Source organism: Roseomonas sp. F4, assembly GCF_053891155.1.
Map to the genome: position 1 here is coordinate 1,137,152 of NZ_JBSSHK010000001.1, position 24,114 is coordinate 1,161,265.

At 69.2% G+C, this 24,114-nt stretch carries 29 protein-coding genes; 11 read left to right on the plus strand and 18 right to left on the minus strand.

Annotated elements, in window-relative coordinates; all coding sequences use genetic code 11:
• Nucleotides 1–5: 5 nt before the first annotated feature.
• From ACVFYP_RS05515 to ACVFYP_RS05560, 10 genes are all read right to left on the minus strand, one after another.
• Nucleotides 6–881 carry a class I SAM-dependent methyltransferase gene (locus ACVFYP_RS05515; protein WP_499199117.1) on the minus strand — a complete coding sequence of 292 codons (876 nt, stop codon included), beginning with the start codon at nucleotides 879–881 and terminating at the stop codon, nucleotides 6–8.
• A 1-nt stretch (nucleotide 882) separates the two neighbouring features.
• The gene (locus ACVFYP_RS05520; protein ID WP_499199118.1) at nucleotides 883–1,923 is read right to left on the minus strand and encodes a glycosyltransferase family 4 protein; all 1,041 of its coding nucleotides are present in this window, start codon (nucleotides 1,921–1,923) and stop codon (nucleotides 883–885) included.
• A 2-nt stretch (nucleotides 1,924–1,925) separates the two neighbouring features.
• Nucleotides 1,926–2,324 carry a 6-pyruvoyl trahydropterin synthase family protein gene (locus ACVFYP_RS05525; protein ID WP_216876660.1) on the minus strand — a complete coding sequence of 133 codons (399 nt, stop codon included), beginning with the start codon at nucleotides 2,322–2,324 and terminating at the stop codon, nucleotides 1,926–1,928.
• Nucleotides 2,325–2,331: 7 nt separating this feature from the next.
• Nucleotides 2,332–3,315, minus strand: coding sequence for a zinc-dependent alcohol dehydrogenase (locus ACVFYP_RS05530; RefSeq protein WP_499199119.1), 984 nt, complete (start codon nucleotides 3,313–3,315; stop codon nucleotides 2,332–2,334).
• Entirely contained in the window at nucleotides 3,312–4,097 is a 786-nt protein-coding gene (locus ACVFYP_RS05535) for a RibD family protein (protein ID WP_499199120.1), read from the minus strand. Before ACVFYP_RS05535 ends, ACVFYP_RS05530 begins: the two co-directional genes overlap by 4 nt.
• Nucleotides 4,098–4,151: 54 nt before the next feature.
• Complete coding sequence (locus tag ACVFYP_RS05540) at nucleotides 4,152–4,664, minus strand: hypothetical protein (RefSeq protein ID WP_499199121.1); 513 nt, start codon at nucleotides 4,662–4,664, stop codon at nucleotides 4,152–4,154.
• Nucleotides 4,661–5,209 carry a permease gene (locus ACVFYP_RS05545; protein ID WP_499199122.1) on the minus strand — a complete coding sequence of 183 codons (549 nt, stop codon included), beginning with the start codon at nucleotides 5,207–5,209 and terminating at the stop codon, nucleotides 4,661–4,663. The genes ACVFYP_RS05540 and ACVFYP_RS05545 overlap by 4 nt, the downstream gene beginning before the upstream one ends.
• 76 nt (nucleotides 5,210–5,285) lie before the next feature.
• Nucleotides 5,286–5,681: a hypothetical protein gene (locus ACVFYP_RS05550; RefSeq protein ID WP_499199123.1), complete on the minus strand. Its 396-nt coding sequence runs from the start codon at nucleotides 5,679–5,681 to the stop codon at nucleotides 5,286–5,288.
• Complete coding sequence (locus ACVFYP_RS05555; protein WP_499199124.1) at nucleotides 5,678–6,025, minus strand: rod-binding protein; 348 nt, start codon at nucleotides 6,023–6,025, stop codon at nucleotides 5,678–5,680. Before ACVFYP_RS05555 ends, ACVFYP_RS05550 begins: the two co-directional genes overlap by 4 nt.
• 1 nt (nucleotide 6,026) lies before the next feature.
• The gene (locus ACVFYP_RS05560) at nucleotides 6,027–7,139 is read right to left on the minus strand and encodes a flagellar basal body P-ring protein FlgI (protein ID WP_499199125.1); all 1,113 of its coding nucleotides are present in this window, start codon (nucleotides 7,137–7,139) and stop codon (nucleotides 6,027–6,029) included.
• A gap of 198 nt (nucleotides 7,140–7,337) precedes the next feature.
• Between ACVFYP_RS05560 and ACVFYP_RS05565 the strand changes: the two genes are divergently transcribed.
• Together ACVFYP_RS05565 and dksA are read left to right on the plus strand one after the other, a co-directional pair.
• Nucleotides 7,338–7,769: a flagellar assembly protein FliX gene (locus ACVFYP_RS05565; RefSeq protein WP_499199126.1), complete on the plus strand. Its 432-nt coding sequence runs from the start codon at nucleotides 7,338–7,340 to the stop codon at nucleotides 7,767–7,769.
• 134 nt (nucleotides 7,770–7,903) lie between these two features.
• Nucleotides 7,904–8,317: an RNA polymerase-binding protein DksA gene (gene dksA, locus ACVFYP_RS05570; RefSeq protein ID WP_499199546.1), complete on the plus strand. Its 414-nt coding sequence runs from the start codon at nucleotides 7,904–7,906 to the stop codon at nucleotides 8,315–8,317.
• 90 nt (nucleotides 8,318–8,407) lie between these two features.
• Here dksA and ACVFYP_RS05575 read toward each other — a convergent pair whose 3' ends face one another.
• From ACVFYP_RS05575 to ACVFYP_RS05590, 4 genes are all read right to left on the minus strand, one after another.
• On the minus strand, nucleotides 8,408–9,970 hold the full coding sequence (locus ACVFYP_RS05575; protein WP_499199127.1) for a leucine-rich repeat domain-containing protein: 1,563 nt from the start codon (nucleotides 9,968–9,970) through the stop codon (nucleotides 8,408–8,410).
• A complete protein-coding gene (locus tag ACVFYP_RS05580) occupies nucleotides 9,967–10,818 on the minus strand; it encodes a hypothetical protein (RefSeq protein WP_499199128.1) in 852 nt (283 codons plus the stop codon). The genes ACVFYP_RS05575 and ACVFYP_RS05580 overlap by 4 nt, the downstream gene beginning before the upstream one ends.
• A gap of 108 nt (nucleotides 10,819–10,926) precedes the next feature.
• Nucleotides 10,927–12,000 (minus strand): ribosome small subunit-dependent GTPase A, encoded by a 1,074-nt coding sequence (gene rsgA, locus ACVFYP_RS05585; protein ID WP_499199129.1) that lies wholly within the window; start codon nucleotides 11,998–12,000, stop codon nucleotides 10,927–10,929.
• A gap of 30 nt (nucleotides 12,001–12,030) precedes the next feature.
• A complete protein-coding gene (locus tag ACVFYP_RS05590; protein ID WP_499199130.1) occupies nucleotides 12,031–12,756 on the minus strand; it encodes an SOS response-associated peptidase in 726 nt (241 codons plus the stop codon).
• Nucleotides 12,757–13,021: 265 nt separating this feature from the next.
• Between ACVFYP_RS05590 and ACVFYP_RS05595 the strand changes: the two genes are divergently transcribed.
• The 3 genes from ACVFYP_RS05595 (at nucleotide 13,022) to ACVFYP_RS05605 (ending at nucleotide 16,893) form a co-directional block, all read left to right on the plus strand.
• Nucleotides 13,022–13,966, plus strand: a complete 945-nt coding sequence (locus ACVFYP_RS05595) for a TAXI family TRAP transporter solute-binding subunit (protein ID WP_499199131.1) — start codon at nucleotides 13,022–13,024, stop codon at nucleotides 13,964–13,966.
• A gap of 146 nt (nucleotides 13,967–14,112) precedes the next feature.
• The gene (locus ACVFYP_RS05600) at nucleotides 14,113–15,963 is read left to right on the plus strand and encodes a TRAP transporter permease (protein ID WP_499199132.1); all 1,851 of its coding nucleotides are present in this window, start codon (nucleotides 14,113–14,115) and stop codon (nucleotides 15,961–15,963) included.
• 108 nt (nucleotides 15,964–16,071) lie between these two features.
• On the plus strand, nucleotides 16,072–16,893 hold the full coding sequence (locus ACVFYP_RS05605; protein ID WP_499199133.1) for an alpha/beta fold hydrolase: 822 nt from the start codon (nucleotides 16,072–16,074) through the stop codon (nucleotides 16,891–16,893).
• Nucleotides 16,894–16,917: 24 nt separating this feature from the next.
• On the opposite strand, the gene flgH is transcribed toward ACVFYP_RS05605, so the two are convergent.
• Genes flgH through ACVFYP_RS05625 form a run of 4 tightly spaced genes read right to left on the minus strand, consistent with a single transcriptional unit; the run spans nucleotide 16,918 to nucleotide 20,130 of the window.
• Nucleotides 16,918–17,646 carry a flagellar basal body L-ring protein FlgH gene (gene flgH, locus ACVFYP_RS05610; protein ID WP_499199134.1) on the minus strand — a complete coding sequence of 243 codons (729 nt, stop codon included), beginning with the start codon at nucleotides 17,644–17,646 and terminating at the stop codon, nucleotides 16,918–16,920.
• A complete protein-coding gene (flgA, locus tag ACVFYP_RS05615; RefSeq protein ID WP_499199135.1) occupies nucleotides 17,643–18,566 on the minus strand; it encodes a flagellar basal body P-ring formation chaperone FlgA in 924 nt (307 codons plus the stop codon). The genes flgH and flgA overlap by 4 nt, the downstream gene beginning before the upstream one ends.
• Nucleotides 18,567–18,571: 5 nt before the next feature.
• Nucleotides 18,572–19,357: a flagellar basal-body rod protein FlgG gene (flgG, locus tag ACVFYP_RS05620; protein ID WP_499199136.1), complete on the minus strand. Its 786-nt coding sequence runs from the start codon at nucleotides 19,355–19,357 to the stop codon at nucleotides 18,572–18,574.
• A gap of 26 nt (nucleotides 19,358–19,383) precedes the next feature.
• Nucleotides 19,384–20,130 (minus strand): flagellar hook basal-body protein, encoded by a 747-nt coding sequence (locus ACVFYP_RS05625; RefSeq protein WP_499199137.1) that lies wholly within the window; start codon nucleotides 20,128–20,130, stop codon nucleotides 19,384–19,386.
• 231 nt (nucleotides 20,131–20,361) lie between these two features.
• Here ACVFYP_RS05625 and ACVFYP_RS05630 point away from each other — a divergent pair, with 231 nt between their 5' ends.
• From ACVFYP_RS05630 to ACVFYP_RS05655, 6 genes are read left to right on the plus strand one after another with little or no spacing between them, the layout of a single operon-like run.
• Complete coding sequence (locus ACVFYP_RS05630) at nucleotides 20,362–20,907, plus strand: flagellar basal body-associated FliL family protein (protein WP_499199138.1); 546 nt, start codon at nucleotides 20,362–20,364, stop codon at nucleotides 20,905–20,907.
• Entirely contained in the window at nucleotides 20,904–22,010 is a 1,107-nt protein-coding gene (fliM, locus tag ACVFYP_RS05635) for a flagellar motor switch protein FliM (RefSeq protein ID WP_499199139.1), read from the plus strand. The genes ACVFYP_RS05630 and fliM overlap by 4 nt, the downstream gene beginning before the upstream one ends.
• Nucleotides 22,007–22,435 carry a DUF6468 domain-containing protein gene (locus ACVFYP_RS05640; protein ID WP_499199140.1) on the plus strand — a complete coding sequence of 143 codons (429 nt, stop codon included), beginning with the start codon at nucleotides 22,007–22,009 and terminating at the stop codon, nucleotides 22,433–22,435. Before fliM ends, ACVFYP_RS05640 begins: the two co-directional genes overlap by 4 nt.
• Entirely contained in the window at nucleotides 22,435–23,055 is a 621-nt protein-coding gene (locus ACVFYP_RS05645; RefSeq protein WP_499199141.1) for a MotE family protein, read from the plus strand. The genes ACVFYP_RS05640 and ACVFYP_RS05645 overlap by 1 nt, the downstream gene beginning before the upstream one ends.
• Nucleotides 23,056–23,110: 55 nt before the next feature.
• Nucleotides 23,111–23,491, plus strand: coding sequence for a response regulator (locus tag ACVFYP_RS05650; protein ID WP_499199142.1), 381 nt, complete (start codon nucleotides 23,111–23,113; stop codon nucleotides 23,489–23,491).
• Entirely contained in the window at nucleotides 23,484–24,113 is a 630-nt protein-coding gene (locus ACVFYP_RS05655) for a protein phosphatase CheZ (RefSeq protein ID WP_499199143.1), read from the plus strand. The genes ACVFYP_RS05650 and ACVFYP_RS05655 overlap by 8 nt, the downstream gene beginning before the upstream one ends.
• Nucleotide 24,114: the final 1 nt, after the last annotated feature.

Here is a 24,114-nt window from a genome sequence, read left to right on the forward strand (position 1 = left end):
TCTTCTTACTCCTTGGACGGCAGGCACAGGATATCCGCATGGCCAATGCGCACCGACAACCGGGAAAGCCCGGCCTGGGCGCGGCGGTCCACCGCCCAGTTCAGCAGCTTTGGCCGTGCGCGGCGATCCTGCTGCATGGCGGCGCGGGCATGGCCGCTGGCAATGGCGGCGGCTATCTCCGGGTCCTGGCGCGGGATCCGCCAGTCGCTCGGCGCGCGATGCACGGCATAGCCCTGCGCCGCGAAGGCCGCGGCGATGACGGCGGGCGCGCGCGCGCCGAGTGCGATGCCGCCAAATCCCTTGTCACGCAGTTGGTCACGCCCAAAGCCGCGCGCCACCAGCGCATCGGTGGGATGCGGCGGGTCGAAGCGCTCCCGCCCCGTCACGTTCAGCGCGGCGTAGAAGGGCAAGCGGCGCTTGGCGCAGGCGGCGGCGATGCGAAAGATCCAGTCCTCGGACACCAGGTCGCAGAGCGCGGTGTTCACCACCGCATCCACCTGGGCCAGCGGCAGGCCCTGCGGCGCGTCGCGCAGATCGGCGACCAGCCCTTCCACCCGCCAGGCCCCGCCCGGCGCATGCACCAGCAGCGTCTTGCGGGAGGCATAGGTGGCGGGCCAGCCCATCGCCTCGGCGAAGTCCGCGGTGGTGGTGAAGGCGCGGCTCAGCAGCCCGCCATCCGCATCCACCAGCGTCCAGGCCTGGGCGCGGCCGATCGCCGGCGCCAGCCAGCGCAGCAGCGAACCTGTGCCGGCGCCGAGATCGAGAATGCGCGGCCGCGCCGGCAGCGCCTCCGCCAGACGTTGCGCGAGGTCCAGATTGCGCGCGGCGGCGTCATGCGGCTCCCGCAATTCCAGCCAGTCGCCGTCAAAACTCTCCGCCATCTCAGCCTGCCTTGTCGAGTTCGGCGAGGAAGGCGGTGGCGCGATCCTCCCAGCGCGGCAGCTTCTGGCCGGCGGCCCAGGCGGCCTCCGCCATCTCGGCGCGCAGATCGGTATCGAAGATGGCGCGGCGCATGGCCTTGCCGAGGGAGACGACATTGCCGGGCGGCGAGATCACCCCTGCCGTCACCGGCACCACCTCCGCGATCGCGCCGCCGGCGGTGATGGCCACCGGTACGCCGCGTGCGAGGGCTTCGGCCGCCGCCATGCCATAGCCTTCCCAATGCGTCGCCAGCGCGAAGAGGTCGGTGCCGGCCCAGAGCGCATCGAGCGCGTGCTGGTCGACCTCGCCTGCGAAAGTCACGCGGCTGGTCAGGCCCAGCTCCTCCGCCAAGGCGCGCAGCCCCTCCGCATGCACCTTGTCGCGCGGGCTGCCGGCGATGGTCAGCGTCCAATCGAGATCGCTGAGCATGCCCAGCGCGCGCAGCAGCACATCATGCCCCTTGCGCGGCACCAGCGTGCCGATGGCGAGGATGGCGCAGCCAGGACCACCGGAACCGGTACTGCGCGGCGCCGGATCGGTGCCCGGCTCTACCACGCCAACCTTCTCGGGGTCCGCGCCGAATTCCGGCTCCAGCCGCCGCGCGGTCAGCGGGCTGGTGGCGACCAGGCGGGCGAGGCGAGGGAAGATCGCCTGTTCCGCCGCGCGCAGCGCATCGCGCACCTCGCCAGGATTGCCGTGTTCCAGCGCCGTCGGGTGATGGATCAGGCCGACGGCACCGCGCTGCTCCAAAACCTCCAGCACCGGCTGGAAGGCGGGCAGGCCCAGGCCGTCGATGACGATCCGCGCCCCCTCCGGCACTTTTTGCAGGGCCGTCTGGGCACTGGCTAAGGCGGCCGTGTCGGGCAGGGGGTGCGTGCCCTGCAACTCCACCACCGTCACCTCATGGCCGAGCGCGCGCAGCCCCGCGACCAGACGGCGGTCATAGCCATAGCCGCCCGAAATGGCGTCGAAGGGCGCGGGGACGAGAAAGGCGATATCCAAGGTCAGACGGGCCCCTCGAAGGCGGCCCAGGCGATATGGCTTTCGCGCAGCAGGATCTTCAGGCCGGTCACCGCCTTGCCGCCATCGCCCAGCACGCCGTCGCGGCAGGCCGCGGCCAGCAGGCCATGGATATGCAGGCAGAGATATTCGGTGGTGGTGTTCTTGCCGGCGAAGGCATCTTCCGCATCCAGGTTGCGGTAGTCCATCGGCGCCAGGATGGCGCGCAGATGGTCCTTGGCCAGGCCGATATCCACCAGCAGATGCAGGTCATCGAGCTGCGGCGCGCGGAACTCGGCTTCGACGATGAAGGTCGCGCCGTGCAGCCGCTGCGCCGGGCCGAAGGCTTCGCCGCGGAAGGAATGCGCGATCATGATGTGATCGACGACGGTCAGGCTGAACATGAAGGGCTCATTCCTTGAAATAGGTCACGACGGGGCAGAGCGGCTGATGTGCCCCCGATGGCGGCGACAGCAAGGCGGCAAGCGCCTGCGGCAGGTCGGTGAAGGCGGTGTCCGGCCCGAGCAGCGCATCCAGCCGCGCATCCTCCAGCAGCAACAAGGCCAGCGCCAGCCTGTCGCCATGCGTCCGCCGGCCGCGCATGGCGGGGGCGACATGGCCGACCTGGGTGGAGATCAGCGACAGGCGCTTGGCGTGAAAGGCCTCGCCCAGCGGCAGCTCCACCAGCCGGTCACCGAACCAGGAGGCCTCGACCACACGGCCCTCGAAGCCGCAGCGCGACAGAGCAAGGCGCAGACCCTCGGCACTGGCGGAGGCATGGATCACCAGATCGCGTTCGCCGGGCATATCCTCCGGCGCGCCGAACCGGGCGCCAAAATCCTCGGCGATGGCGCGGCGCGATGCATCCGTGTCGCAGGCCCAGAGGTCGAGGCCGGGCATGCGGCCGAGCAGATAGGTCACCAGCAGCCCGACCACGCCGCAGCCCACCACCAGCACCCTTTCGCCGACCAGTGGCCGCGCATCCCACAGGATATTGACCGCCGTTTCCATATTCGCGCCGAGCACGGCGCGGCGATCCGGCACGGCGTCCGGAATGGGGATGCACATGCTGGCAGGTGCCACGAAGGCGTCGTGATGCGGGTGCAGGCAGAAGACGCGCTTGCCGTGCAGATGCGCTGGCCCCGCCTTCACCGTGCCGACGGCGGCATAGCCATAGGAGAGCGGCGCGGGGAATTCGCCATATTGCAGCGGCGCGCGCATCGCCGGCCATTGGCTCTCCGGCACGCGGCCGGAGAAGACCAGACGCTCCGTGCCGCGGGAGATGCCGGAGGCCGAGGTGACGACCAGCGCCTGATCGGGGCCTGGCACCTCCAACTCCTGCTCGCGCAGCTCCGCCTGGAAGGGGGCGGTGATCCAGAGGGCCTGGGCCTTCATGGCGTGGTCGTCTCCTCGCAGATGCCGGGGCGGGCGCGGTGCAGGGCGATGTCGAACAGCATGTCCTCCCCGATCGCATGCGGCGTCCAGCGGAAGCGCAGCCCATCGGCGATGCGGCCGGCGCTGGGCAGGGTGAAGGCGGGGATGCCGGAGCCGAGAATGATCGGCGCCACCGTGAGATGCAGCCGGTCGAGGCAGCCGGCGGCGAGAAAGGCGGAGACGGTATGCCCCCCACCCTCCACGAATATGTTCGGCAGTCCCCGCGCCGCGAGTTGGCGGAGCAGGGCGGGGAGGTCGGGGCCATCCGGCTGATACAATACCTCCGCCTGGCCATGGGTGGCGGGACCCTCGGCGCTGGTCACCAGCAGGGTCGGTGCCGCGCCATCCGCAAACACCTTATGCGTGGCGGGCAGGCGGCGGCGCGGGTCCAGCACCACGCGCACGGGATTGGGGCCGGGCACTTCCCGCGTCGTCAGGCGCGGATCGTCGTGATGCACCGTGCCACCGCCGACCAGCACCACATCGCACAGGGCGCGCAGCCGATGGGTGTGCAGAATGTCGCCACGCCCGCCGATCCATTGGGAGGCGCCATTGGCGCAGGCGATGCGGCCATCCAGGGTCTGCGCCAGCCGCCCGATCACGATGCAGCCATCCGGCGCCTCGGGCATGGTGAACAACGGCGCGAACAGGTCGCCAAAGGCGCCATGCGGCACGGGCGCGCCCTGGCGCGCGGCAAGCAGCGCGGGCCAGTCGTCCGTCTCTGATGTGATGGCGTCGTTCATGCGTGAGGAATGCTATGCCGAAGCGGCGGGATTGCGGCAACGGCGCGCACCGCTTCAGCGCATCGCCACGCCCGGAAACAGCGGCAGCAGCAGCTCCGCCGCCAGCCCCGCCAGAAGCGGCAGCGCGAAACTTGCCAACAGCCGCACGACGATGAAGCGCGCGCCGAGGATGGGAAGTTCCCAGGCCAGCGTCCTGTGCAGCCCCAGGATCGCCCAGCCGGAAATCAACGCCACCATCTGGGAAGGCCCGGCCCCCGCCTTCAGGAAGCCCAGCACCAGCGGGAAGGCGACGAAGGGTCCGCCCGGCATGGCACCGCCCGCCACCGAGGCCAGCAGGATGCCGACGAAGCCGCTATCCGGCCCCAGCCAGCGTTCCGCCCAGCCGGCCGGAATTAGCTCTGCCAGGAAGGCCGCCATGGGCAGGGCCATCAGCATCACCGGCAGGACGCGCCAAAGCGAACTTCCCGTATCCACCACCGCCCGCCGTGCCACCGCCGGGCTGCGCCGCAGGCACAGCGCCAGCGCGCCCAGAGCCAGGACCCAGATGCTGAGCTGGCCGATGCTCATGGCTGGCCGCGATCCCGCATCCCGGGGGCATCCGCCGGGGTCCATTGAATGGGGATCCAGCGCGCGAAAAGCCCCGCCAGCACCGGCAGCGGCAGGCCGCAGATCAGGCGCAGCACGGCAAAATCGGCGCCCAGGATCGGCAATTCCCAGACCAGGATTCGCTGGAAGCCGTTCAGGGACCAGGCGAGCACGAAGGCGATCAGCGCGCCGCGATCGGCGCCCGCCTGGGCCAGCACCAGCACCACGGGAAAGGCCGCGACCGGCCCGCCTGGCATCGCCATGCCGGCCGCCGTCGCCACCAGCAGCCCCCGCAACCCGCTTTCCGCCCCCATCCAGCGGGCCAGTGCCCCCGGCGGCACAAGCTGGCGCAGCGCGGCGGAGAGCAGCAGGCCCCCGATGATGGAGGGCAGGACTGTCAGGATCAGGTCCCAGGTCGCGTCCAGCGCATGGCGCACCGCCCCCATGCCGCGCAGCAGCGCGACGGCGAGGGCCGAAGCCAGGGTCAGCGCGGAGATGACCAGGAATGTTGCGTTGCGGCGGAGCATGCGGGACGCGCAAGCTGCGCCCCCGCATGGAATCCGGCAAGCACCCGGGCGATAGGTTCTGCCCTGCGGAAAACCCTCAGGCGCGGGAGGAGAGGGACAGCGGCTGATGCCGCCCGTCGCGCTGCCGGCCACGCTCGCCATAGGTGCCGGGGCCGACCGGCCGGGTGGCGCCGGCGATGGTCTCGATCACGCGGGATTGCAACGCGATGGCGCGTTCCAGCAGCCGGCGGTTCTCGGTGCCCAGGTCGCGCAGCCGCCCGGCAAGCTCCTCCGCCTTGGCGCGATCCGGGCCCTGGGCCTTGGCATTGGTGCGGTTCGCCGCGTCGAAGGCGGCGGCGAAGGCATCCGAGGCCTGCTGCTTCGGCAGGGCCAGCGCGGCGGCGCTGTTCAGGTCGAGCCGGGCCAGCGCCTCGTTCTCGGCGCGCAGCGCCTCGCTCAGGCGCTGGGCGGCGACGATCAGGGGCTGCATCATGGGGCGGTTGTCTCCGTAGCTGGTTGGGTGGAAGGGGTCGTGGCGGCGCCGGCGAGACGGGTCAGTTCCCGAAACACCGAATCCGCGATGCCGAGGCCGCCGGCCTTGGCCAGGTCCTTGGCGATGGCGTCCACCAGCATCGGGCGCCACTGGCCCTCCGCCGAGCCGCCGCCGAAGGGGCCTTTGCTGTCCAGGCCCTGGAACATCGGCTGCAACAGCGCGCCGAGCGCCTGGGCCTCGAATTCCCGCGCCACGCGGCGCATCGCCTCGGGCGTATTGGGCGTGCCGCGCTGGCTAGCGATGGGGCGGGGTGCGGTAGCTGTCTGGGGGGCGGCGATGGACATCTCAGCGCACCTCCAGCTCGGCCTGCAGCGCGCCGGCGGCCTTGATGGTCTGGAGGATGGTGATCATGTCGCGCGGTCCGACGCCCAGGCCGTTCAGCCCGCGCACCAGCTCCTCCAGCGTCACGCCGCCGCGCAGGATGCCGAGCCGGCGTTCCGCCTGGTCGTCCACCTCGATGCCCGTGCGGGGCACCACCGCGGTCTGCCCGCCGGCCAGCGCATTGGGCTGCACCACCTGCGGCGTTTCCGTGATGCGGATGGTCAGGTTGCCCTGGGCGATGGCGACGGTGGACAGCCGCACATTGGCGCCCATGACGATGGTGCCGGAGGCTTCCTCGATCACCACCCGCGCCATCTGGTCCGGCTGCACCCGAAGCTGCTCGATCTGGGCGATGAAGGCGATGGAATCGCGCCCGGTGAGGGAGACGCTGACGGTGCGCGGGTCGGTCGCCGTCGCGGCCTGGCTGCCGGCGCTGGCATTGATGGCGGCGGCGATGCGGCGCGCCGTGGTCAGGTCCGGGTTGCGCAGCGCCAGGCGCAGCCGGTCGCCGCCGGCGAAGGCATAGGCGACCTCCCGCTCCACCGTCGCGCCATTGGCAATGCGGCCGGCGGTCGGCACGCCGCGGGTGACGGAACCGGCGGCGCCGCGGGCGGACACCGCGCCGGTGACGATCGGCCCCTGCGCCACGGCATAAACCTCCCCATCCGCGGCGAGCAGCGGGGTGACCAGCAGCATGCCGCCGGTGAGGTTGGTGGCATCGCCGAGGGCCGAGACGGAAATATCGATGCGCGAGCCGGTGCGGGCGAAGGCGGGCAGGTTGGCGGTGACCATCACCGCGGCGACGTTGCGGGTATCGAGCTGGCGTTCCTGGTCGCGAGTATTGACGCCGAGGCGCTCCAGCACGCCGATCAGCGATTGCCGGGTGAAAACGGCCGAGCGCAGCTTGTCCCCGGTGCCGTTCAGCCCGACCACCAGGCCGTAGCCGACCAGCTGATTCTCCCGCATTCCTTCGATATCGGCGATATCCTTGATCCGCACCTGGCCCATCGCCAGGGCCGGCAACAGGCACAGCAGCAGGATCAGCAGCGGAATCGCCCGCTGCGGTGTGATGCTCATGCTCGGGCAAGGAATCTTCAGCACACTGCACCTCCTCGCCGCCGCGGAAGTGGGCGCGGGGCGTGTGGTGGCTTCCGCAAGGGCCATGCCAGCTTTCCCAGGGTGTTGGGGCGGCAGGGTTTGCCGGGGCAGGGCAGGGGCTGCCGCTAGGTGTGACGATGTCTGCCGCCGGTGGCGGGCTTTTTGGGGGTGTGGGCGATGGCAATGGGTCCGGTGCGGCCGGCGGGGTTCAGTGGCGTGCAGGGTGGCGGCAGGGCGCGGCGCCCCGGCGGCGGCTTCGCGCTGCCGGAGATGGGCGGGGAGACTGCGGCCAGTGCGGCGCTGTCCGGCCCTTCCGCGCTGGGCGGGCTGCTCGCCCTGCAGGATTCCGGTTCCGCCCCGCCTCCCGAGCCCCCCGCCGAGCGCGCCCAACGCCGCGCGCGCAAGGCCCTGGATGAACTGCGCGGATTGCAACTCGACCTGCTGCGCGCCGGCCCTGGCGATTCCGGGCGCCGGGCGCGGCTGGAAGCGCTGGCCGGGCCGCCGGAGCCGGGCTTGGAGCCAGGGCTGGCGGCCCTGATGGCGGAAATCCGCCTGCGGGCGCGGCTGGAACTGGCGCGCCGACCTGACGCGGCACCGTCATCTGATTGAAAAGCGGGCGAAGATCAGGAGCTTGCGTCGAAACGAGGCCTTGCACCCGCCCCATTGCCGCCACTATGGTCCGGCCGCTTTCGCCACCCCGGGCGCCGGGTTCGGGTGGCAAGGGTTGGGGAAGTCCTGCCATGCTGGTGACCTTGCCGCCGGACTACCGTCCGAGCAGCGACGAAGAATTCATGAACCCTCTTCAGTTGGAGTATTTTCGCCAGAAGCTGTTGAAATGGCGCGGTGATTTGTTGCGGGAGGCGGGCGAGACCCTGACCTCCATGGGCCAGGGCGGCATTATCGAAGCCGACCTGACCGACCGCGCCAGCGTCGAAACCGACCGCGCCCTGGAACTGCGCACCCGTGATCGTGCCCGCAAGCTGATCTCCAAGATCGACCAGGCGCTGGAGCGCGTGGAGAACGGCACCTACGGCTATTGCGAGGAGACCGGGGAGCCGATCGGCCTGCGCCGGCTCGAGGCCCGCCCGATTGCCACGCTGTCGATCGAGGCGCAGGAGCGCCACGAGCGGATGGAGCGCGTGCATCGGGACGACTGAGGGGGCGGGAGCCGGTGGATGCCCGCTCCGTGTCCACCGGCACTGTCTACTTATGGATAGACACGCAGATTAACTGTGCCTAGCGTGCGGCTATCGATCTACTGGCGAGCGGGGCGCGGGGCTGCCATCAGGCGCCAGATCGCTAACGGCTCGCAGTCCGTCATCCCAAAATTGCACGCTCAATCGTGAGTTTGATTTAATTGGGAGAATATCTTGAACTTTAGTGGCCCTAATGTCTAGCGTGCGCAGTTTTCTAAGACCGGCAAGCGGCTGGAGGTAGGCGACCTGCGTGTTCGCGCAGTGCAGCGCTTGGAGAGCGGAGAGGCCAGCGAGGGGCATGAGGTCCGCGACCTGGGTGTTCGCGCAGTGGAGTATTTGGAGCGCGGAGAGGCCGGCGAGGGGCGAGAGATCGACGACCTGCGTGTTTGCGCAGTAGAGCGATTTAAGAGCGGAGAGGCCAGCGAGAGGCGCGAGGTCTGTGACCTGCGTGTTCCCGCAGTATAGTGTTTGCAGCTCGGAGAGGCCTGAGAGGGCTGCGAGGTCTGCGACCCGCGTGTTCGTACAGTCGAGTGTTTGGAGCGCGGAGAGTGTAGCGAGGGGCGCAAGGTCGGTAACCCGAGTGCTCCAGCAGTCTAGAACCTGGAGCGCGAAGAGGCCGGCGAGGGGCGCGAGGTCAGCGACGTGGGTGTTCGAGCAGTCGAGCGTTTGGAGTGCGGAAAGGCCAGCGAGGGGCGCGAGGTCGGTGACCTGCGTGTCCGACAGATCAAGCGCTTTCAGAGCGCTCAGATCCCGCAGAGGCTGCAACTCTCGAAGCCTTGTCCTACGGAAGTCCAGCGCGACGATATGCGGCACCCAATGCTGGGGGATAGCCTCACCTCTTAGCACTAGCTCCTCCACCCCCGCCTCGCTGAAGCCCTCAGGCAAGCGCTGGAGGTCAGGTGAAAGGTCCGCGTCACGGCTTGCACGCACACCATGCCAACGCAGACCGAACGCCTCGAAGCCGGTTCGTAGAGCTCCAAAATTCATCGCCTCATCTGATTCGGCGAAATGAGCAAGGCAGACGGGAAGCACCACGGTGCCGCCATCCTCCTCCGGCACCACCTCCACATCGAACAGCGCCGTGCGTAGCGGATCGTCGAGGGCCCGGGCGCCGAGCGCACGACGCAAACCCTGGATGGCGAGGCCGCGCAGATAGCTGTCGAACTGCCAAACCCTCGCCTGGGACTCTCCTAGCCCGGCGCGCCACCAGGCCAATGCAGCCTTGGCCGAGGCCTGTGTGCTCTGCCCCGCTTGTCCCGCGAGCTGCAGAAAGCTGAACGGCGCTGAGGCTTCGATGTCGGCGCGATGCCCTCCCAGCGCCTGCCAGATCTCCTTCGCCGTTCCGACATGCGCAACGCCCTGCCATAGGAACACGTCCAACCAGGGTTCGCCGGGCCGCGCCTTTCGATGTAGATGTTCGCGCAGATGGATCAGCGCTTCGGGATTGTAAGGTACGAAAGCCCGGATCACCGCGGCGGGATCGTCCGGCACATCCGCCTGGGCGACGTACCAGGTGTTTGCGCCTCGGGCGGCACCGAACAGCGGCAGGGCGAAACCATGCTCGGCAAGGCACTCATAGCCCAGCAGCAGGAGCGAGGGGGTATCTGTGCTCATGGTGCCGGAGGCGCGCCACGACGATGCTTGCGCACCAACCTCGCGACATCCGCCATATGTGAATCCGGCGTATCGCCTTGCCTCCATTTGTAGGTGAGTGGCTCCAGCGAGAACTCCCGTAGCCTGTCCATCAGCTCCGTGTTTTTCACGCCGCTACGGGGGTTTTCCAAAAGCGCATCCGGCAGCACAACAAGACGACCATGATCCCGCAAGGGAACATGGTCCGAATAGGCTACCTCGATCGAGGAGGCGCGTGCGTCGACCGGGGTGTTCTGTCCGGACCCGGCCAGGCGCGCGATTGCCAGATAGCTCAGGCCGGCTGTTTGCCATTGTTCCAACTCCCGTTCGGGCTGGAGCGCGGCGTCAAGATAGCGCTCGTAATTGCCGAAGGCCCAGGTGATGAGGCGCCGCGCGGCGGGAAGGTTGTTTTCCAGTGCATGAGCCTCCAACGTCATGCTGGGCATAAGGACACCAGGGAAGTGGCCATGCGCCATGGCGCCGGTATCGGTCGGATAGACATGATAGGGTTGGGGTAGCTTGTCCGGTTCCACCACGAAAGCGGCAGGGAAACGAACGGCGTCCCGTGCTTTCTTGTCTCCATCACGCAGACGATACGCTGCACGACCTATAAAGAAGTAGGCCAGAGGTCGCCCGAATACCTCGCAGTTCCGCGTCTCTATCTGTCCGCCGTTGAGCAACGCATTCAAGGCAAAGCCCGCAGGCGTGACGTGGACGAGGTCCAAAACATCCGAGACTTCTACCGTTGCCTCGGTGATGGTCCGTAAGTGCTGGTGTGGGGGATAGGACCCCTTGTGGCGCGGAAATGCATCTTCGGGCCTGCCTGCCATGATCCAGATCCTCGGCGAATTTGGATCATTTCAGAGATGAACGAACCCTGGCAAGGTGAAGGCGCTCACCCAACGCGATCCGGCGGCGCGGTGGTGCGCCCCCGGTCATCACGAAGACGGGTCGAGCAGGTCCTTCTTGGTCGAGCGATAGGCGCGTTGCTGCCCCGCCTGGCGACGCCGCTGCACCTCCTGCGCCGCCCTATCCTTGGCCTGGCCCGAGGCCATAACCTCCTGCTCCAGCTTCTGGAAATGCGCCCAACGCTCGGGATCCAGCGCGCCTGACTCCAGCGCGGCGCGCACGGCGCAGCCGGGTTCCGTGGTGTGGCTGCAATCGCGGAAGCGGCAGGTTCCGGCCAGCTGCTCGATATCCTCGAAGACCGTGCTGAGACCCGCCTCGGCGTCGATCAGCCCGACCTCGCGGATGCCTGGCGTATCGAGCAGCAGCCCGCCGCCCGGCAGCAGGATCAGGTGGCGTGAACTGGTGGTGTGGCGCCCGCGGGCATCCGCCGCGCGAATATCCTGGGTCGCCATCCGCTCCTCGCCCAGCAGGGCGTTCACCAGCGTGGATTTGCCGACGCCGGAGGAGCCGATCAGCACGCAGGTCTCGCCCGGCTGGATGTGCTCCATCATGGCGCCGAGGCCGAGACCCTGGCGCGCCGAGACGATCAGCACCGGGCAGCCCGCGGCCAGCGTGGCAATCTCCGCGGCCTGGGCTTCGGGGTGCTCGGACAGGTCGGCCTTGGTCAGCACCACCACTGGTCGCGCGCCGCTTTGCCAGGCGGCGGCCAGGAAACGCTCAAGCCGGCGCGGATTGAGGTCCGCATTGAGCGAGGTGACGACGAAGACCACGTCGATATTGGCGGCGATCACCTGCAAGGTCTGCACGCTATCCGCCGCGCGGCGCACGAAGGCCGTGCGGCGCGGCAGCACGGCGTGGATGGTGGCGGTGCCCTCCTCGGCCTTGGCCGCCAGCACCAGCCAGTCCCCGGCAGCCGGATAGCCCGCCTCCCGCGCTTCATGCCGCAGGCGGCCGGACAGCCGGGCGGTGAGGATGCCGAGATCGGTCGCCACCAGATTGGCTTCGCGCCGCTGGACGATGATGCGGCCGGGGATCTGGCCGGGGCTGGCCTGGGCGTCAAAGGCCGGCCGCCAGGCATCGGACCAGCCGTATTGTTCGATCAAAGGCGGGTCTCTCGCGGGGGAAGCGCCATTCTAGCCCACCCAGTCCGGCGGCGCGTCGTCCAACTCGGGCGGCGGGCTGGCTTTGGGGTCACGGCGGGGCAGGCGGGCGTCGTTCTCCGCGACCTTGCCGACGCGGTTGTCCACCGGCCAGGCCACCAACTCCTCGGCCGGGCAAGGGATCAGCAGCTCCAGCAATTCCTCCGGCTCCGCCGGTTCAGCGCCGAGCCAGGCGTCCCAGACCTCGGGCGGCAGGATCGCCGGCATGCGGGGATGCACCAGGGCTTGTTTCTCATTCGCCTCCGTCGTGATGACGGTGTAGCTGCGCAGCCAGCTTCCATCGGGCTGCTTCCAGCCCTCCCACAGCCCGGCGACGGCCATCGGCATGCCATCGGCCTGCGCCACGGCATAGGCCTGCTTGGCCGCACCCTCCTGCCGCCACTCATAGAAGGCGTCCATCGGCACCAGGCAGCGGCGCTTCTCGAAAGCCTCCCGGAAGGAGGGCTTTTCGGCGAGGCCCTCGGCGCGGGCGTTCATCAGCTTGGCCGCGTCCTTCGCATCCTTGGCCCAGCGCGGCACCAGCCCCCAGCGCAGCGCATCCAGGTGGCGCTCCCCGCTTTCAGGGTGGCGGCGGACCACCAGGCTCATCTGCGTGACGGCGACATTCCAGGAGGGCGGGTGGTTGGGCAGGGCATTCGTGGCGCCGAAATAGGTCGCCAGCTCCGCCGGCGTGCGCTGCAACAGGTACCGTCCACACATCCGCCGCTTCGCCCCCGATGACCGCGCGGAATGCTAGCCCAGCCGGGATGCGGATGAAATCGGGCGCCGGTATTGGCGACGGATGAGAATATGGTGACATTCCCGTAGGGTGGGACGTATCGCACAGTCACTGGTCGGATTTCAAAATAACTAATGCTGGATATGTGGCGAAATTGTGGGTCCGCCGGTCCTGTACGGGGTTGTCCTATGCCTCGGCTTCGGGAATACCAGACTGGAATCCAGAATGACCGCAGGGAGAACAAAAATGTCCATTCGCACCGCAGCCGCGGCTTGCGCCATGATTGGCGCCGTTGCCTTCGCCGCCCCCGCCACCGCGCAGGAGACTCTGCGCTTCATGACCGGCCCGCAGGGTGGCGCCTGGGTGCCGATCGCGGGTGCCCTCAAGAACATCTGGGAACGCGCCATTCCCGGCGTCACGGTGCAGACCCTGCCGGGGGCCGGTGTCGCCAATGTGCGCGGCATCGGTGGCGGGCGCGCCCAAATCGGCTTCGGCAATTCCATCAGCACCGTCGACGGCATCGCCGGCCGCGCGCCCTTCCCTGAGGCGGTCGGCAATGTCTGCAACATCGGCTCGCTCTATCCGCAGTGGTTCCAGGTGATCGCGCTGGGCGATTCCGGGATCAACTCGATCGAGGATCTGCGCGGCCGGCCGATCGCGCTACAGCCGCGCGGCAATACGGCGGAGGTGGTGACGCAGCACATCCTGCAGGCCGCGGGCATGTCCTACAGCGACGTCCGCGCCAGCTTCCAGTCCAGCTACACCGATGCGGTGGGCCTGCTGCGCGACGGCCATGCGCAGGTCTTCACCCTGGGCACCACCATCCCGGCCAGCTCCGTGATGGACCTGGCGAGCGCGCGCAGCATGCGCATCGTCGATCTGTCGCGCTACGTGGACAAGATGCGGGAGATCAATCCGGGCTATCAGGGTGCGCCGCTGCCGGCCAATACCTATCCGCAGCAGCAGGGCACGCCGGTGCAGATCACCTACACCGCGCATCTGATCACCAACTGCGACCGCAACCCGGATCAGGTCTACCAGATGGTGAAGCTGATGTGGGACAACGTCGACACGCTGCGCAACATCGTCAACGCGATGCGCGACAGCACGCCGGCGACGGGCGCGGCCGATATCGGCGTGCCGATGCACCCCGGCGCCGCGCGCTTCTATCAGGAAGCGGCCAACCGCTGAGACCCTGTAGCGCCCCCGGCCAGGTCGGGCGCGCGAGGCGATCCATAGGGCCGGATGACGGGCTGCCACGGCAGCTCCGTCGCCGGCCCTGATGCATCCGCCCAGACACAAGAAGACGCAGCGTTCAGGATACGGGGAAAACGGCGATGACCTACGCGCGTGCCATGCAGGGGCTGGCCGGCACCATCGCGGCCGTGATGGCCGTGTACCACATGTGGGCCATCGCCGCCTCGCCGCCCGAGGCGGTGATCTTCCGCGGCACCCATCTGCTGTTTGCCATGGCGCTGGTCTTCATCCTGTTCCCGCTGCGGCAGGGCAAGGATGCCGAGCAGCGCGCCCCGGGGCCGGAGGACTGGCTGCTCTGCGCGCTGTCCATCTGGGCCGTGGGCCGGCTGTTCGTGGATTACGACTGGCTGGTTAACCGCATCCCCTATATCGACGACCCGCGCCCCGCCGACATCATCGGCGGCTGGGTGCTGGTGGCGCTGATCCTGGAGGCGACGCGCCGCGTCATCGGCTGGGCGCTGCCGATCACCAGCATGGTCTTCCTGGTCTGGTCCTATTTCTTCACCGATGTCGGCCCGCTGGCCATGCTGGACCAGCTGTACCTGACGACGGATGGCATCTTCGGTTCCACCCTCGGGGTCTCCGCCGGCTTCGTTGTGATCTTCGTGCTGTTCGGCTCCTTCATGGAGCGATCCGGCGTCGGCAAGCTGTTCATGGATTTCGCCCTGGCACTGACCGGCCGCCACAGCGGGGGCCCTGGCAAGGTGGCGGTGATCTCCTCCTCGCTCTTCGGCTCGGTCTCCGGCTCGGCGGTCGCCAATGTGATGGTGACGGGGCAGGTGACCATCCCGCTGATGAAGCGCAGCGGCTTCCGCCCGCAATTCGCGGCGGGGGTGGAGGCGGTGGCCAGCACCGGCGGGCAGATCATGCCGCCGATCATGGGCGCGGCCGCCTTCGTCATGGCGGAGTTCCTGGGCGTCAGCTACCTGCAGGTCATCACCTGGGCGCTGATCCCCGCCCTTCTGTATTATGTGGCGACCTTCGCCGCCGTGCATTTCGAGGCGAAGCGCGCCGGTCTCGCCGGGCTGCCGGACCATGAGGTGCCCAAGCTGGGCGTGGTGCTGCGCGAAAGCTGGCACCTGTTCATGCCCATCCTGGTCATCATCGTCGGCCTCTTCGCTGGCTATTCCGCGCCGCTGGTGGCGCTGGTGGCGACGCTCGCCTGTTTCCCCGCCGCCGCGCTGCGCAGCAACAGCCGCCATCATGTGACGGTCGGCGCCGTGTGGGATGCGCTGCTGGATGGCGCGCGCAACGCGCTCGGCATCGCCATGGCCTGCGCCTGCGCGGGCATCGTCATCGGGCTGATCGCGCTCACCGGCCTTGGCATCACCTTCACCCAGCTTGTCGTGAATGTGGCGGACAACAACCTGGTCCTGGCGCTGATGCTGACCATGATGGCCGGCATCATCCTCGGCATGGGGATGCCGACCACGCCGGCCTATATCGTCATGGTCTCGCTGCTGGTGCCGGCGCTGATCGCCATGGGGGTGATCGCCCCCGCGGCGCATCTCTTCGCCTTCTACTTTGCCATCCTCTCGGCGATCACGCCGCCTGTGGCGCTGGCGGTGTTCGCCGCCGCGGGGCTGGCCAAGACGGATATGTGGACCAGCGGCTGGGCGGCGATGAAGATCGGCGCGGCGGGCTTCATCGTGCCCTTCATCTTCGTCTTCCAGCCCGCGCTGCTGCTGATCGGGACCTGGGGAGAGGTGCTGTTCGCGGTGGCGAGCGCAACCGCCGGCTGCCTGCTGCTCGCGGCCTCCCTGCACGCCTATCTGCTGCGGCCGATGCCGATGTGGGAGAGGGTGGCGCTGTTCATCGCGGCGCTGGCGCTGATCCAGCCCGGCTTCGTGACGGATGGCATCGGCATCGTCTTCGGCGGCGGCGTGGTGCTGCTGCAACTGTTGCAGCGCCGCCGCGCGGCGGTGGTGTGACGGAGCCGGGCCGGCGCCCCTGGCACCGGCCCGGATCGTTGCCGAAGGCCGCGCAACGTGGCCGGCGTCGCCGCGTTCGGATAGCTCACAGCGCAGGAGATGCGCCCGATGCCGACGATCGAGACCCGCGATGGAACGAAGCTGTATGCCAAGGTCTGGGGCAGCGGCCGCCCGGTGGTACTGACCCACGGCTGGCCGCTTTCGGCCGACAGCTGGGATGACCAGGCGCTGGCGCTGGCCGAGGCGGGCTACCGCGTCATCGCCTATGATCGCCGCGGTTTCGGCCGGTCGGAGCAGCCCTGGTCGGGCTACGACTACGACACCCTGGCCGACGACCTGGCCGATGTGCTGGCCGCGACCTCTGCGCAGGATGCCGCGATCATCGGCTTCTCCATGGGTGGCGGCGAGGTGGCGCGCTACATGTCCCGGCATGGCGGCAAGACTGTGCGCCAGGCCGGGCTGATCGCCTCCGTCGTGCCTTACATGCTGAAGACGGCCGACAATCCGGAAGGCACGCCGCAATCGGTCTTCGACGAGATGACCGTACAGATGAAGACCGACCGCCCGGCCTTCTTCGCCGCCTTCATCAAGCAGTTCTATGGCGTCGGACTGCTGTCCGCCCCGGTCAGCGGCGACATGGTTCAGTGGACGGTGAACACGGCGATGCTGGCGGGGCTGAAGCCCACCTTGGCCTGCGCCGCGGCCTTCGCCACCACGGATTTTCGGCCCGACCTGCCGGCCATCACGGTGCCGACGCTGATCATCCACGGCACCGCCGATGCCACCGTGCCGATCGATGCCTCCGCCCGCCCGGCCGCGGCCGGCATCCGGCAATCGCGGCTGGTGGAGTATTCGGGCGCGCCGCATGGGCTGACCGAGACGCACAAGGAAAGGCTGACCGAGGACCTTCTCGCCTTCCTGCGCGGCTGACCCGGCCGCGCGTTGGGCGCTTCCTCAGAAGGGCAGGATGGTATCCAGGATCTGCTGCCCGTAGCGCGGCGCCTGCACGTCGGACAGCGTGCCGCGCCCGCCATAGGCGATCCGCGCTTCCGCCAGCCGGTCGTGCTTGACCGTGTTGTCGCTGGCGATGTCCTGCGGGCGGATCACGCCGGTCACCTGCAGGTCTCGCAGCTCGTGGTTCACCCGCACCTGCTGGCGGCCGGAGACCACCAGATTGCCGTTCGGCAGGGTCTGGGTGACCGTCGCCGCCAGCCGCAGCGTCACCGTTTCCGTCCGCCGCAGGGTGCCGACGCCGCTGGTGGTCTGCGCCCCATTGGTCTGCACCAGGGCGGAGGGATCGATGCTGTTGGGCAGCAGCCGGGTCAGCGAGGATTCCAGCCCCAGCAGGCGCGGAATGCCCATCGTATCCGTCCCCTGCCGCTCCCGCTCCGTGGTGTTCTGCAGCTGGGCGGTGTCCTGGATGCTGACCAGCACGGTGATCAGATCGCCCACCGCCGCCGCCCGCTGGTCGCGCAGGAAGGTGCGGCTGCCCGGGCGCCACAGGCTGTTGCCGCCATGCGTCGGGGCCTGCGGCGCGGGCATCGGCATGGTCACCGGCTGGTAGCCGGCCGCGGCCGTCGGGCTGGTGACGGCGGCCAGCGCCGGTGGGCGGCCGACCTCGGAAAGCCGCTCGCAGGCCGGCAGGGCCAGCAGCAGCAGGGGGAGCAGATGCAAGTGTCTCATCGACCAGTCTCCACACGCACGCGGCCGGGACCGATGACGCGGGCCTCCACCACGATCCGGCTGCCGAGGTTCATCACCGGCACCACCGCGCCACGCGCGGCGCCTTCCATGGCGCGGCCCTGGGCGGTCACCGCCAGGCCGGGAATGTCGTATTGCATCGTCACGGTCTGGCCGCGCTCGACCACCAGGGGCTGCGACAGATTGGCGAGCAGCAGCGGCTGGCCGGGCCCGGTCGGGCGGCGCAGGGCCTGGCCCAGAGCCTGGTCCATCCGCTCCGCCGAGCCGGGCCGAAGGCGGCTGGCCGGCATCCGCACCAGCCGCACATCCTCCGGCCCCAGCACATCGCCGACCGCCAGGCGGCGCGCGGCCACCAGCACGGGATGAGTGATGATGGCGCGGCCGGCGAGGCGCAGGCGCTGGGTTGCCATGCCCTCCGCCGTCACCGCGAGGTTGGCGGCGAAGCGCTGCGTCGTTTCGTCGTAGCTCGCCTGTTCCACCATCACCTGGGCGAAGGCGGCGGCCGGGACCAGGGGCGCGATGAAGCTCTGCAGCTCCAGCTCCGCTGCCTCATCCACCCCCTGGGCGTGCAGGGCGTTGCGCAGTGCCTCCATAACCTCCTCCCGCGCCACGGCGCGGCCGGGGCGGTCCAGCACCACGCGGTCGGCGCCGCCGCTGGGCTGCCAGGGCACCGCGTTGCGCCGGGCAATGGCCGCCAGCTGCGCCGCCTCCACCACCAGGCGCTGACCCGGCGCAGGTGCCGGGCCCAGCGGCGTGGCACCGCGCGCGCCCAGCCCCTCGAACAGATCCTCCAGCCGCACCGTCGCATCCTCCAGCGTGACGAAGGGGCGCAGCGTCGCCGTCGGCTCCGCCGCGGTGGCGGCGGAGGCCAGGGCGCAGAAGATGAGGAGAAGACGTCGCATGGCGTTCACCGCAGCCGCGACACGGTGGAGAGCATCTCGTCGCTCGACGTGATGACCTTGCTGTTCATCTCATAGGCACGCTGGGCGGTGATGAGGTTGGTGATCTCCTGCACCACATTGACGTTGGAGGTCTCGACGAAGCCCTGCAGCACCTGGCCGAAGCCCGGCGCCCCGGGCGCACCCTGCTGCGCGGCGCCGGAGCCGGGGGTGGCGAGCAGCAGGTTGTCGCCGACCGCCTCCAACCCCGTCTCATTGGCGAAGATGGCAAGCTGGAGCTGCCCCACATTCTGTGGGTCCACCTGGCCATCCAGCTTCGCCAGCACCTCGCCATTCGCATTGATGGTCACGTCGCGCGCCGCGGCGGGGATGTTGATGCCCGGCTGCACCACATAGCCATCCGCCGTCACCAGCACGCCTTCCGGCGACAAGGCGAAGGTGCCGTCGCGGGTGTAGGCCGTCTCGCCGGTCGGCAGGGTGATCTGGAAATAGCCATTGCCGCGGATCGCCATGTCGAAGCGGTTCTCGGTCTGCGACAGGCTGCCCTGTTCGGAGATGCGGTACACCGCGCCGGTCTTCACGCCGAGGCCGACCTGGGCGCCGGAGGGCAGGACGCTGCCGGTATCGGCCGACTGGCTGCCGACGCGCCGAAGGTTCTGGTAGATCAGGTCCTGGAATTCGGCGCGGCGACGCTTGTAGCCTGTCGTACTCATATTCGCGATGTTGTTGGAGATGACCTCGACATTGGTCTGCTGGGCCATCATGCCGGTGCCGGCGATGTGCAAGCTGCGCATTTTCTTATCCTTCTTCTTGGCGCGGATCAGCGGCGGCGCAGGATGCGTTCGACGGCGCTGCCCATGCGCTCGGCTTCCTTCTCCGCCATCTGCGCGACGAACTGGAATTCGCGCAGCTCCTCAGTCATCCGGGTCAGTTCGATCACCGGGCGGACATTGCTGCCCTCCGTGGCGCCCTGGACCACGCCGGCCCGCTCCATCGGCTCCGCCGGCATGTCTTCGGGGCGGGCGAAGAGGCGATCGCCCTCGGCGTTCAGCCGCTGGGTATCGGTGAAGCGCACCACGCGCAGCCGGCCGACCGGGCCACTCTCCGTGCGCAGCATGCCATCGCCCGTCACCTCGATGCGGCTGTCGCCCTGGGCCACGCGAATCGGCTGGCCGTCTGTGTTGAGCACCGGGAAGCCTTCCTGCGTCGCCACCCGACCCTCATTGTCCAGGGTGAAGCGCCCGGCGCGGGTGAAGCGCTCGCCGCGCGGCGTCTCCACCGCGAAATAGCCATCCGGACTGGACAGAGCGAGGTCGAGCGGGTTGCCGGTGGTGGCGAGGGGGCCGGGCAGGGTGTCGCGCCAGGTCGCGCGGTCCTGGGCGAAGGCCAGGTCGCGGCCACCGCTCGGCACCGCCGTGTCCAGCTGCCGCTCCAGCACCGTGCCGAACAGCGGACGCGCGGCGCGGAAGCCGGGGGTGTCGGCATTGGCGATGTTGTTGGCGGTCACGGAGGTGGCGCGGCTCTGCGCCACCAGGCGGGACAGAACGATATAGCCGGGGCTGTCCATGGATCGGGTCTCGTCAGGGCGGTTCTGCGAGGGACAGGGCAAGGGGCGTGCCAGCCCCGCGGGGGGCCTGGACGGGCCGTTTCGTGCAGCTTCTGCCGAAGCCCGGCAAAAACCGCCGCCCCACCCGGCAGGGGGCGCCACCGCAAGGCTTCCTTAATGCCCCCGGGGCCATTCTGCCGCCAACAGGGTGCCGCTGATCCGGCACGCCCAGTGAAAGGCGCGAGCAAAAGCATGGCGGCGGCGGCAGCCAAGATGGATGCGGCGGCGGGGGCGGAAGCACCGCCGGGCAAGGCAAAGGGCGGCAAGAAGAAGCTGCTGCTGATCCTGTTGCCCGTGATCCTGTTGCTCGGCGCTGGCGCCGGGCTCTGGTTCACCGGAATTCTGCCGAAGATGCTTGGCATGGGTGGGCCCAGCGAAGCGGAACTGGCTGCTGCTGCGGCGCCGGCTGAGTCGGCCCCGCCTCCGCGCAGCCCGCCCGCCTTCGTCGAACTGCCGGAGATCATCAGCAACCTGAACGCCCCTGGCCGGCGCCCGGTCTTCGTCCGGCTGCGCGCCAAGCTGGAGATCAGCAAGGCGGAGGATGCGGCGGCGGTGACCGAGGCGATGCCGCGGCTGATCGACCTGTTCCAGACCTATCTGCGCGAAGTGCGGCCGGAGGAGCTGCGCGGCAGCGCCGGCACCCACCGGCTGCGGGAGGAGTTGATGGCCCGCGCCACGCTGGCCGCCGCCCCCGCCCGCATCACCGACGTGCTGTTCATGGAAATGCTGATCCAATGAGCGGCACCTCGGAAGAAGACGATCTCGCCGCCGCCTGGGGCGCGTCGCTGGAGACGGAGGCCGCGGCCCCCGATCCCTTCGACGATGCGCCGGGGGAGGCGGTGCCGGCGGCGGATGCCGCGCGGGTGCTGAACCAGGCCGAGATCGACAGCCTGCTGGGCTTCGAGAACGGCCCGGCCGGCGACAACGGCGCCAGCGGGATCGAGCGGATCATCTCCGCCGGGCTGATCGCCTATGAACGCCTGCCGATGCTGGAGATCGTCTTCGATCGCCTGGTCCGGCTGATGTCCACGACTTTGCGCAACTTCACCTCGGACAATGTCGAGATCTCGCTGGATTCGATGACCTCGCTGCGCTTCGGGGACTATCTCAACTCCATCCCGCTGCCGGCGATGCTGGCGGTGTTCAAGGCGGAGCAGTGGGACAATTACGGCCTGGTCGTGGTCGATAGCTCGCTGATCTATTCGGTGGTGGACGTGCTGCTCGGCGGCCGGCGCGGCACGGCGGCGATGCGCATCGAGGGCCGGCCCTATACCACCATCGAGCGCACGCTGGTCGAGCGCCTGATCACCGTGGTGATGGGCGACCTGCGCAATGCCTTCGAACCGCTCTGCCCGGTGGATTTCCGCTTCGACCGGCTGGAGGTCAATCCGCGCTTCGCCGCCATCTCCCGCCTGTCGAACGCCGCCGTGCTGGCGCGGCTGCGGGTGGACATGGAGGATCGCGGCGGGCGGATCGAGATCCTGCTGCCCTATGCGACGCTGGAGCCGGTGCGCGAATTGCTGCTGCAGCAATTCATGGGCGAGCGCTTCGGTCGCGACAGCATCTGGGAAACCCATCTGGCGGAGGAGTTGCGCCAGACGGAGGTCGCGCTGGATGTGGTGTTGGACCAGCAGGCCATGTTGCTGTCGCAGGTCCTGCGCCTGAAGGTCGGCGACCGCATCATCCTGGCCTCCCCGCCCGGTTCCCCGGTCCATCTGCGCTGCGGCGACGTCGCGCTGTTCGAGGGGCAGCTCGGCCGGCGGGAAAACAAGCTGGCCGTGCGCATCGACAGTGGGCGCGAGGCACCGACACAGGCCATGGCGCTGGGGCATGCGGCATGAGCACGATTGAATGGATGGCGCAGGGCGCGCTTCTGCTGCTGCTGGCCCTGGCCGTGCCCTTTGCCTGGCGGCTGGAACGCCAGATCAGCGCCTTGCGGCGCGAGGGTGCGGCGCTGGAGGCGGGCGCCGCCAGCATCGCGAAGGCGAGCGAGGCGGCAGAGGCGACACTGGCGCGCCTGCGCGCCACGGCGGAACAGGCCGGCCGGTCGGTTGCCGAACGTGTCGCGGTGGCCGAGCCGCTGCGCGACGATCTGCGCTTCCTGACCGAGCGGGCGGAAATGATGGCGGACCGGCTGGACGGGCTGGTGCGGCAATCCCGCACGGCCGAGCCTGTCGCGCGCCCCGCGGCGTCGGAGCCCTCCGGCCCGTCGCCGCGCAGCGAAGCGGAGCGCGAATTGCTGCGCGCCCTGCGGGGTGGCCGCTGATGGCACCGATTCGCCTGCCGCGCCCGCGGCTGATGCGCGTCGCCTTCGCGGTGATGGTGCTGCTGGCGGGTGCCAAGCTGGAACGGATGTGGCGGGGCGGGGAGGGGATGGCCATGGCCTCCGAACCCGCGCCGGCACGCCCCGCGGCGCCCGCGCCGGCCGCCGCGCCGCCCGCGCCGCCGGCGCCGGAGGAGCCCACGGCCGAACAGCGGGCCGAGCGCGGCGTGCTGGAGCAGCTGCGCGCCCGCCGCGCCGCGATCGAGGCGCGCGAAGCGCAGGCAGTGGCACGGGAGACGATGGTTGCCGCCGCCGAACGCCGCCTGGCGCAGCGGGTCGAGGAGCTGGTCGCGCTGCAACGGCGCCTGGAAGCGCTGGAGCAGGAACGCGCGGCGCGCGAGGAGGCCGGCATGCGCGGCCTGGTGAAACTCTACGAAGGCATGCGGCCGCGCGACGCGGCGGTGATCTTCGATGAGCTGGAGATGCCCGTGCTGGTCCGCTTGATGGACCAGATGCGGGAGGCGAAGGCCGCGCCTGTGATGGGGGCCATGCGCCCCGAACGGGCGCGGGCGCTGACAGCGGAACTGGCACGGCTGCGTGCCGCCCGCATCTCAGCGCAGTGAGGACCACTGAAGCCGCCAGGATGGCGATTGTTTGGACAGCGAGGGCGCAAGGCCGATGGACAAGAACACGTCAGTCCTGATCGTGGACGACTACAAGACCATGCTGCGGATCATCCGCAACCTGTTGAAGCAGCTCGACTTCGAGAATGTCGAGGAAGCGATGGACGGGAGCGAGGCGCTGGCGAAGATGCGCGCCGGCAATTTCGGTCTGGTCATCAGCGACTGGAACATGGCGCCGATGACGGGCCTCGACCTGCTGAAGGAAGTGCGGGCCGATGCGCGGCTGAAGAACACGCCCTTCATCATGATCACCGCCGAAAGCAAGACGGAGAACGTGGTCGCCGCCAAGGCCGCGGGCGTGTCCAACTACATCGTCAAGCCTTTCAACGCCGAGACGCTGCGCGGCAAGATCGAGAAGGTCATGGCCAATGCCTGACGGAATCCCCCCCCAGGGGGCCGAGGCCACGGCGGAGGGGCAGCGCATCGAATCCGCGGTGCGCGCCGTGCTGGGCAGCATGTCCGGCGACCTGACGGTGGTCGAGGCGTCGCTGCTGGCCGAGCTCGAAGGGCTCGGCCGCACGGTCGCACGGGCGAAGCAGGAGATCGCTTCGCTCAAGGTCGATGACATCACGCTCAGCCACATCCCCTCCGCCACCGATGAGCTCGACGCCATCGTCGATCACACCGCCCAGGCGACGAATGAGATCCTGGATGTGTGCGAAACGCTGGAGGGCGTCGCCACGCGCATCGGCGGGACGGAGGCGGAGGCGCTCGGCAATGCGGTCACCCGCATCTACGAGGCTTGCAGCTTCCAGGACATCACCGGCCAGCGCATCGGCAAGGTGGTGACCGCGCTGAAGGCGATCGAGGCGCGGGTGGACCAAGTCATGTCCCGCTTCGGGGCCGCCGCTGGCGCCATGTCGACCTCGGCGCCGGAGGCCGCTGCCGCGTCGGACCCCTCGGAAAGCGAGGGCCGCCGGCTGGCCAATGGGCCGCAGCTGCCCGGTGCCGGCGTCAGCCAGGCCGATATCGACCGGTTGCTGGCGGATTTTGACTGAG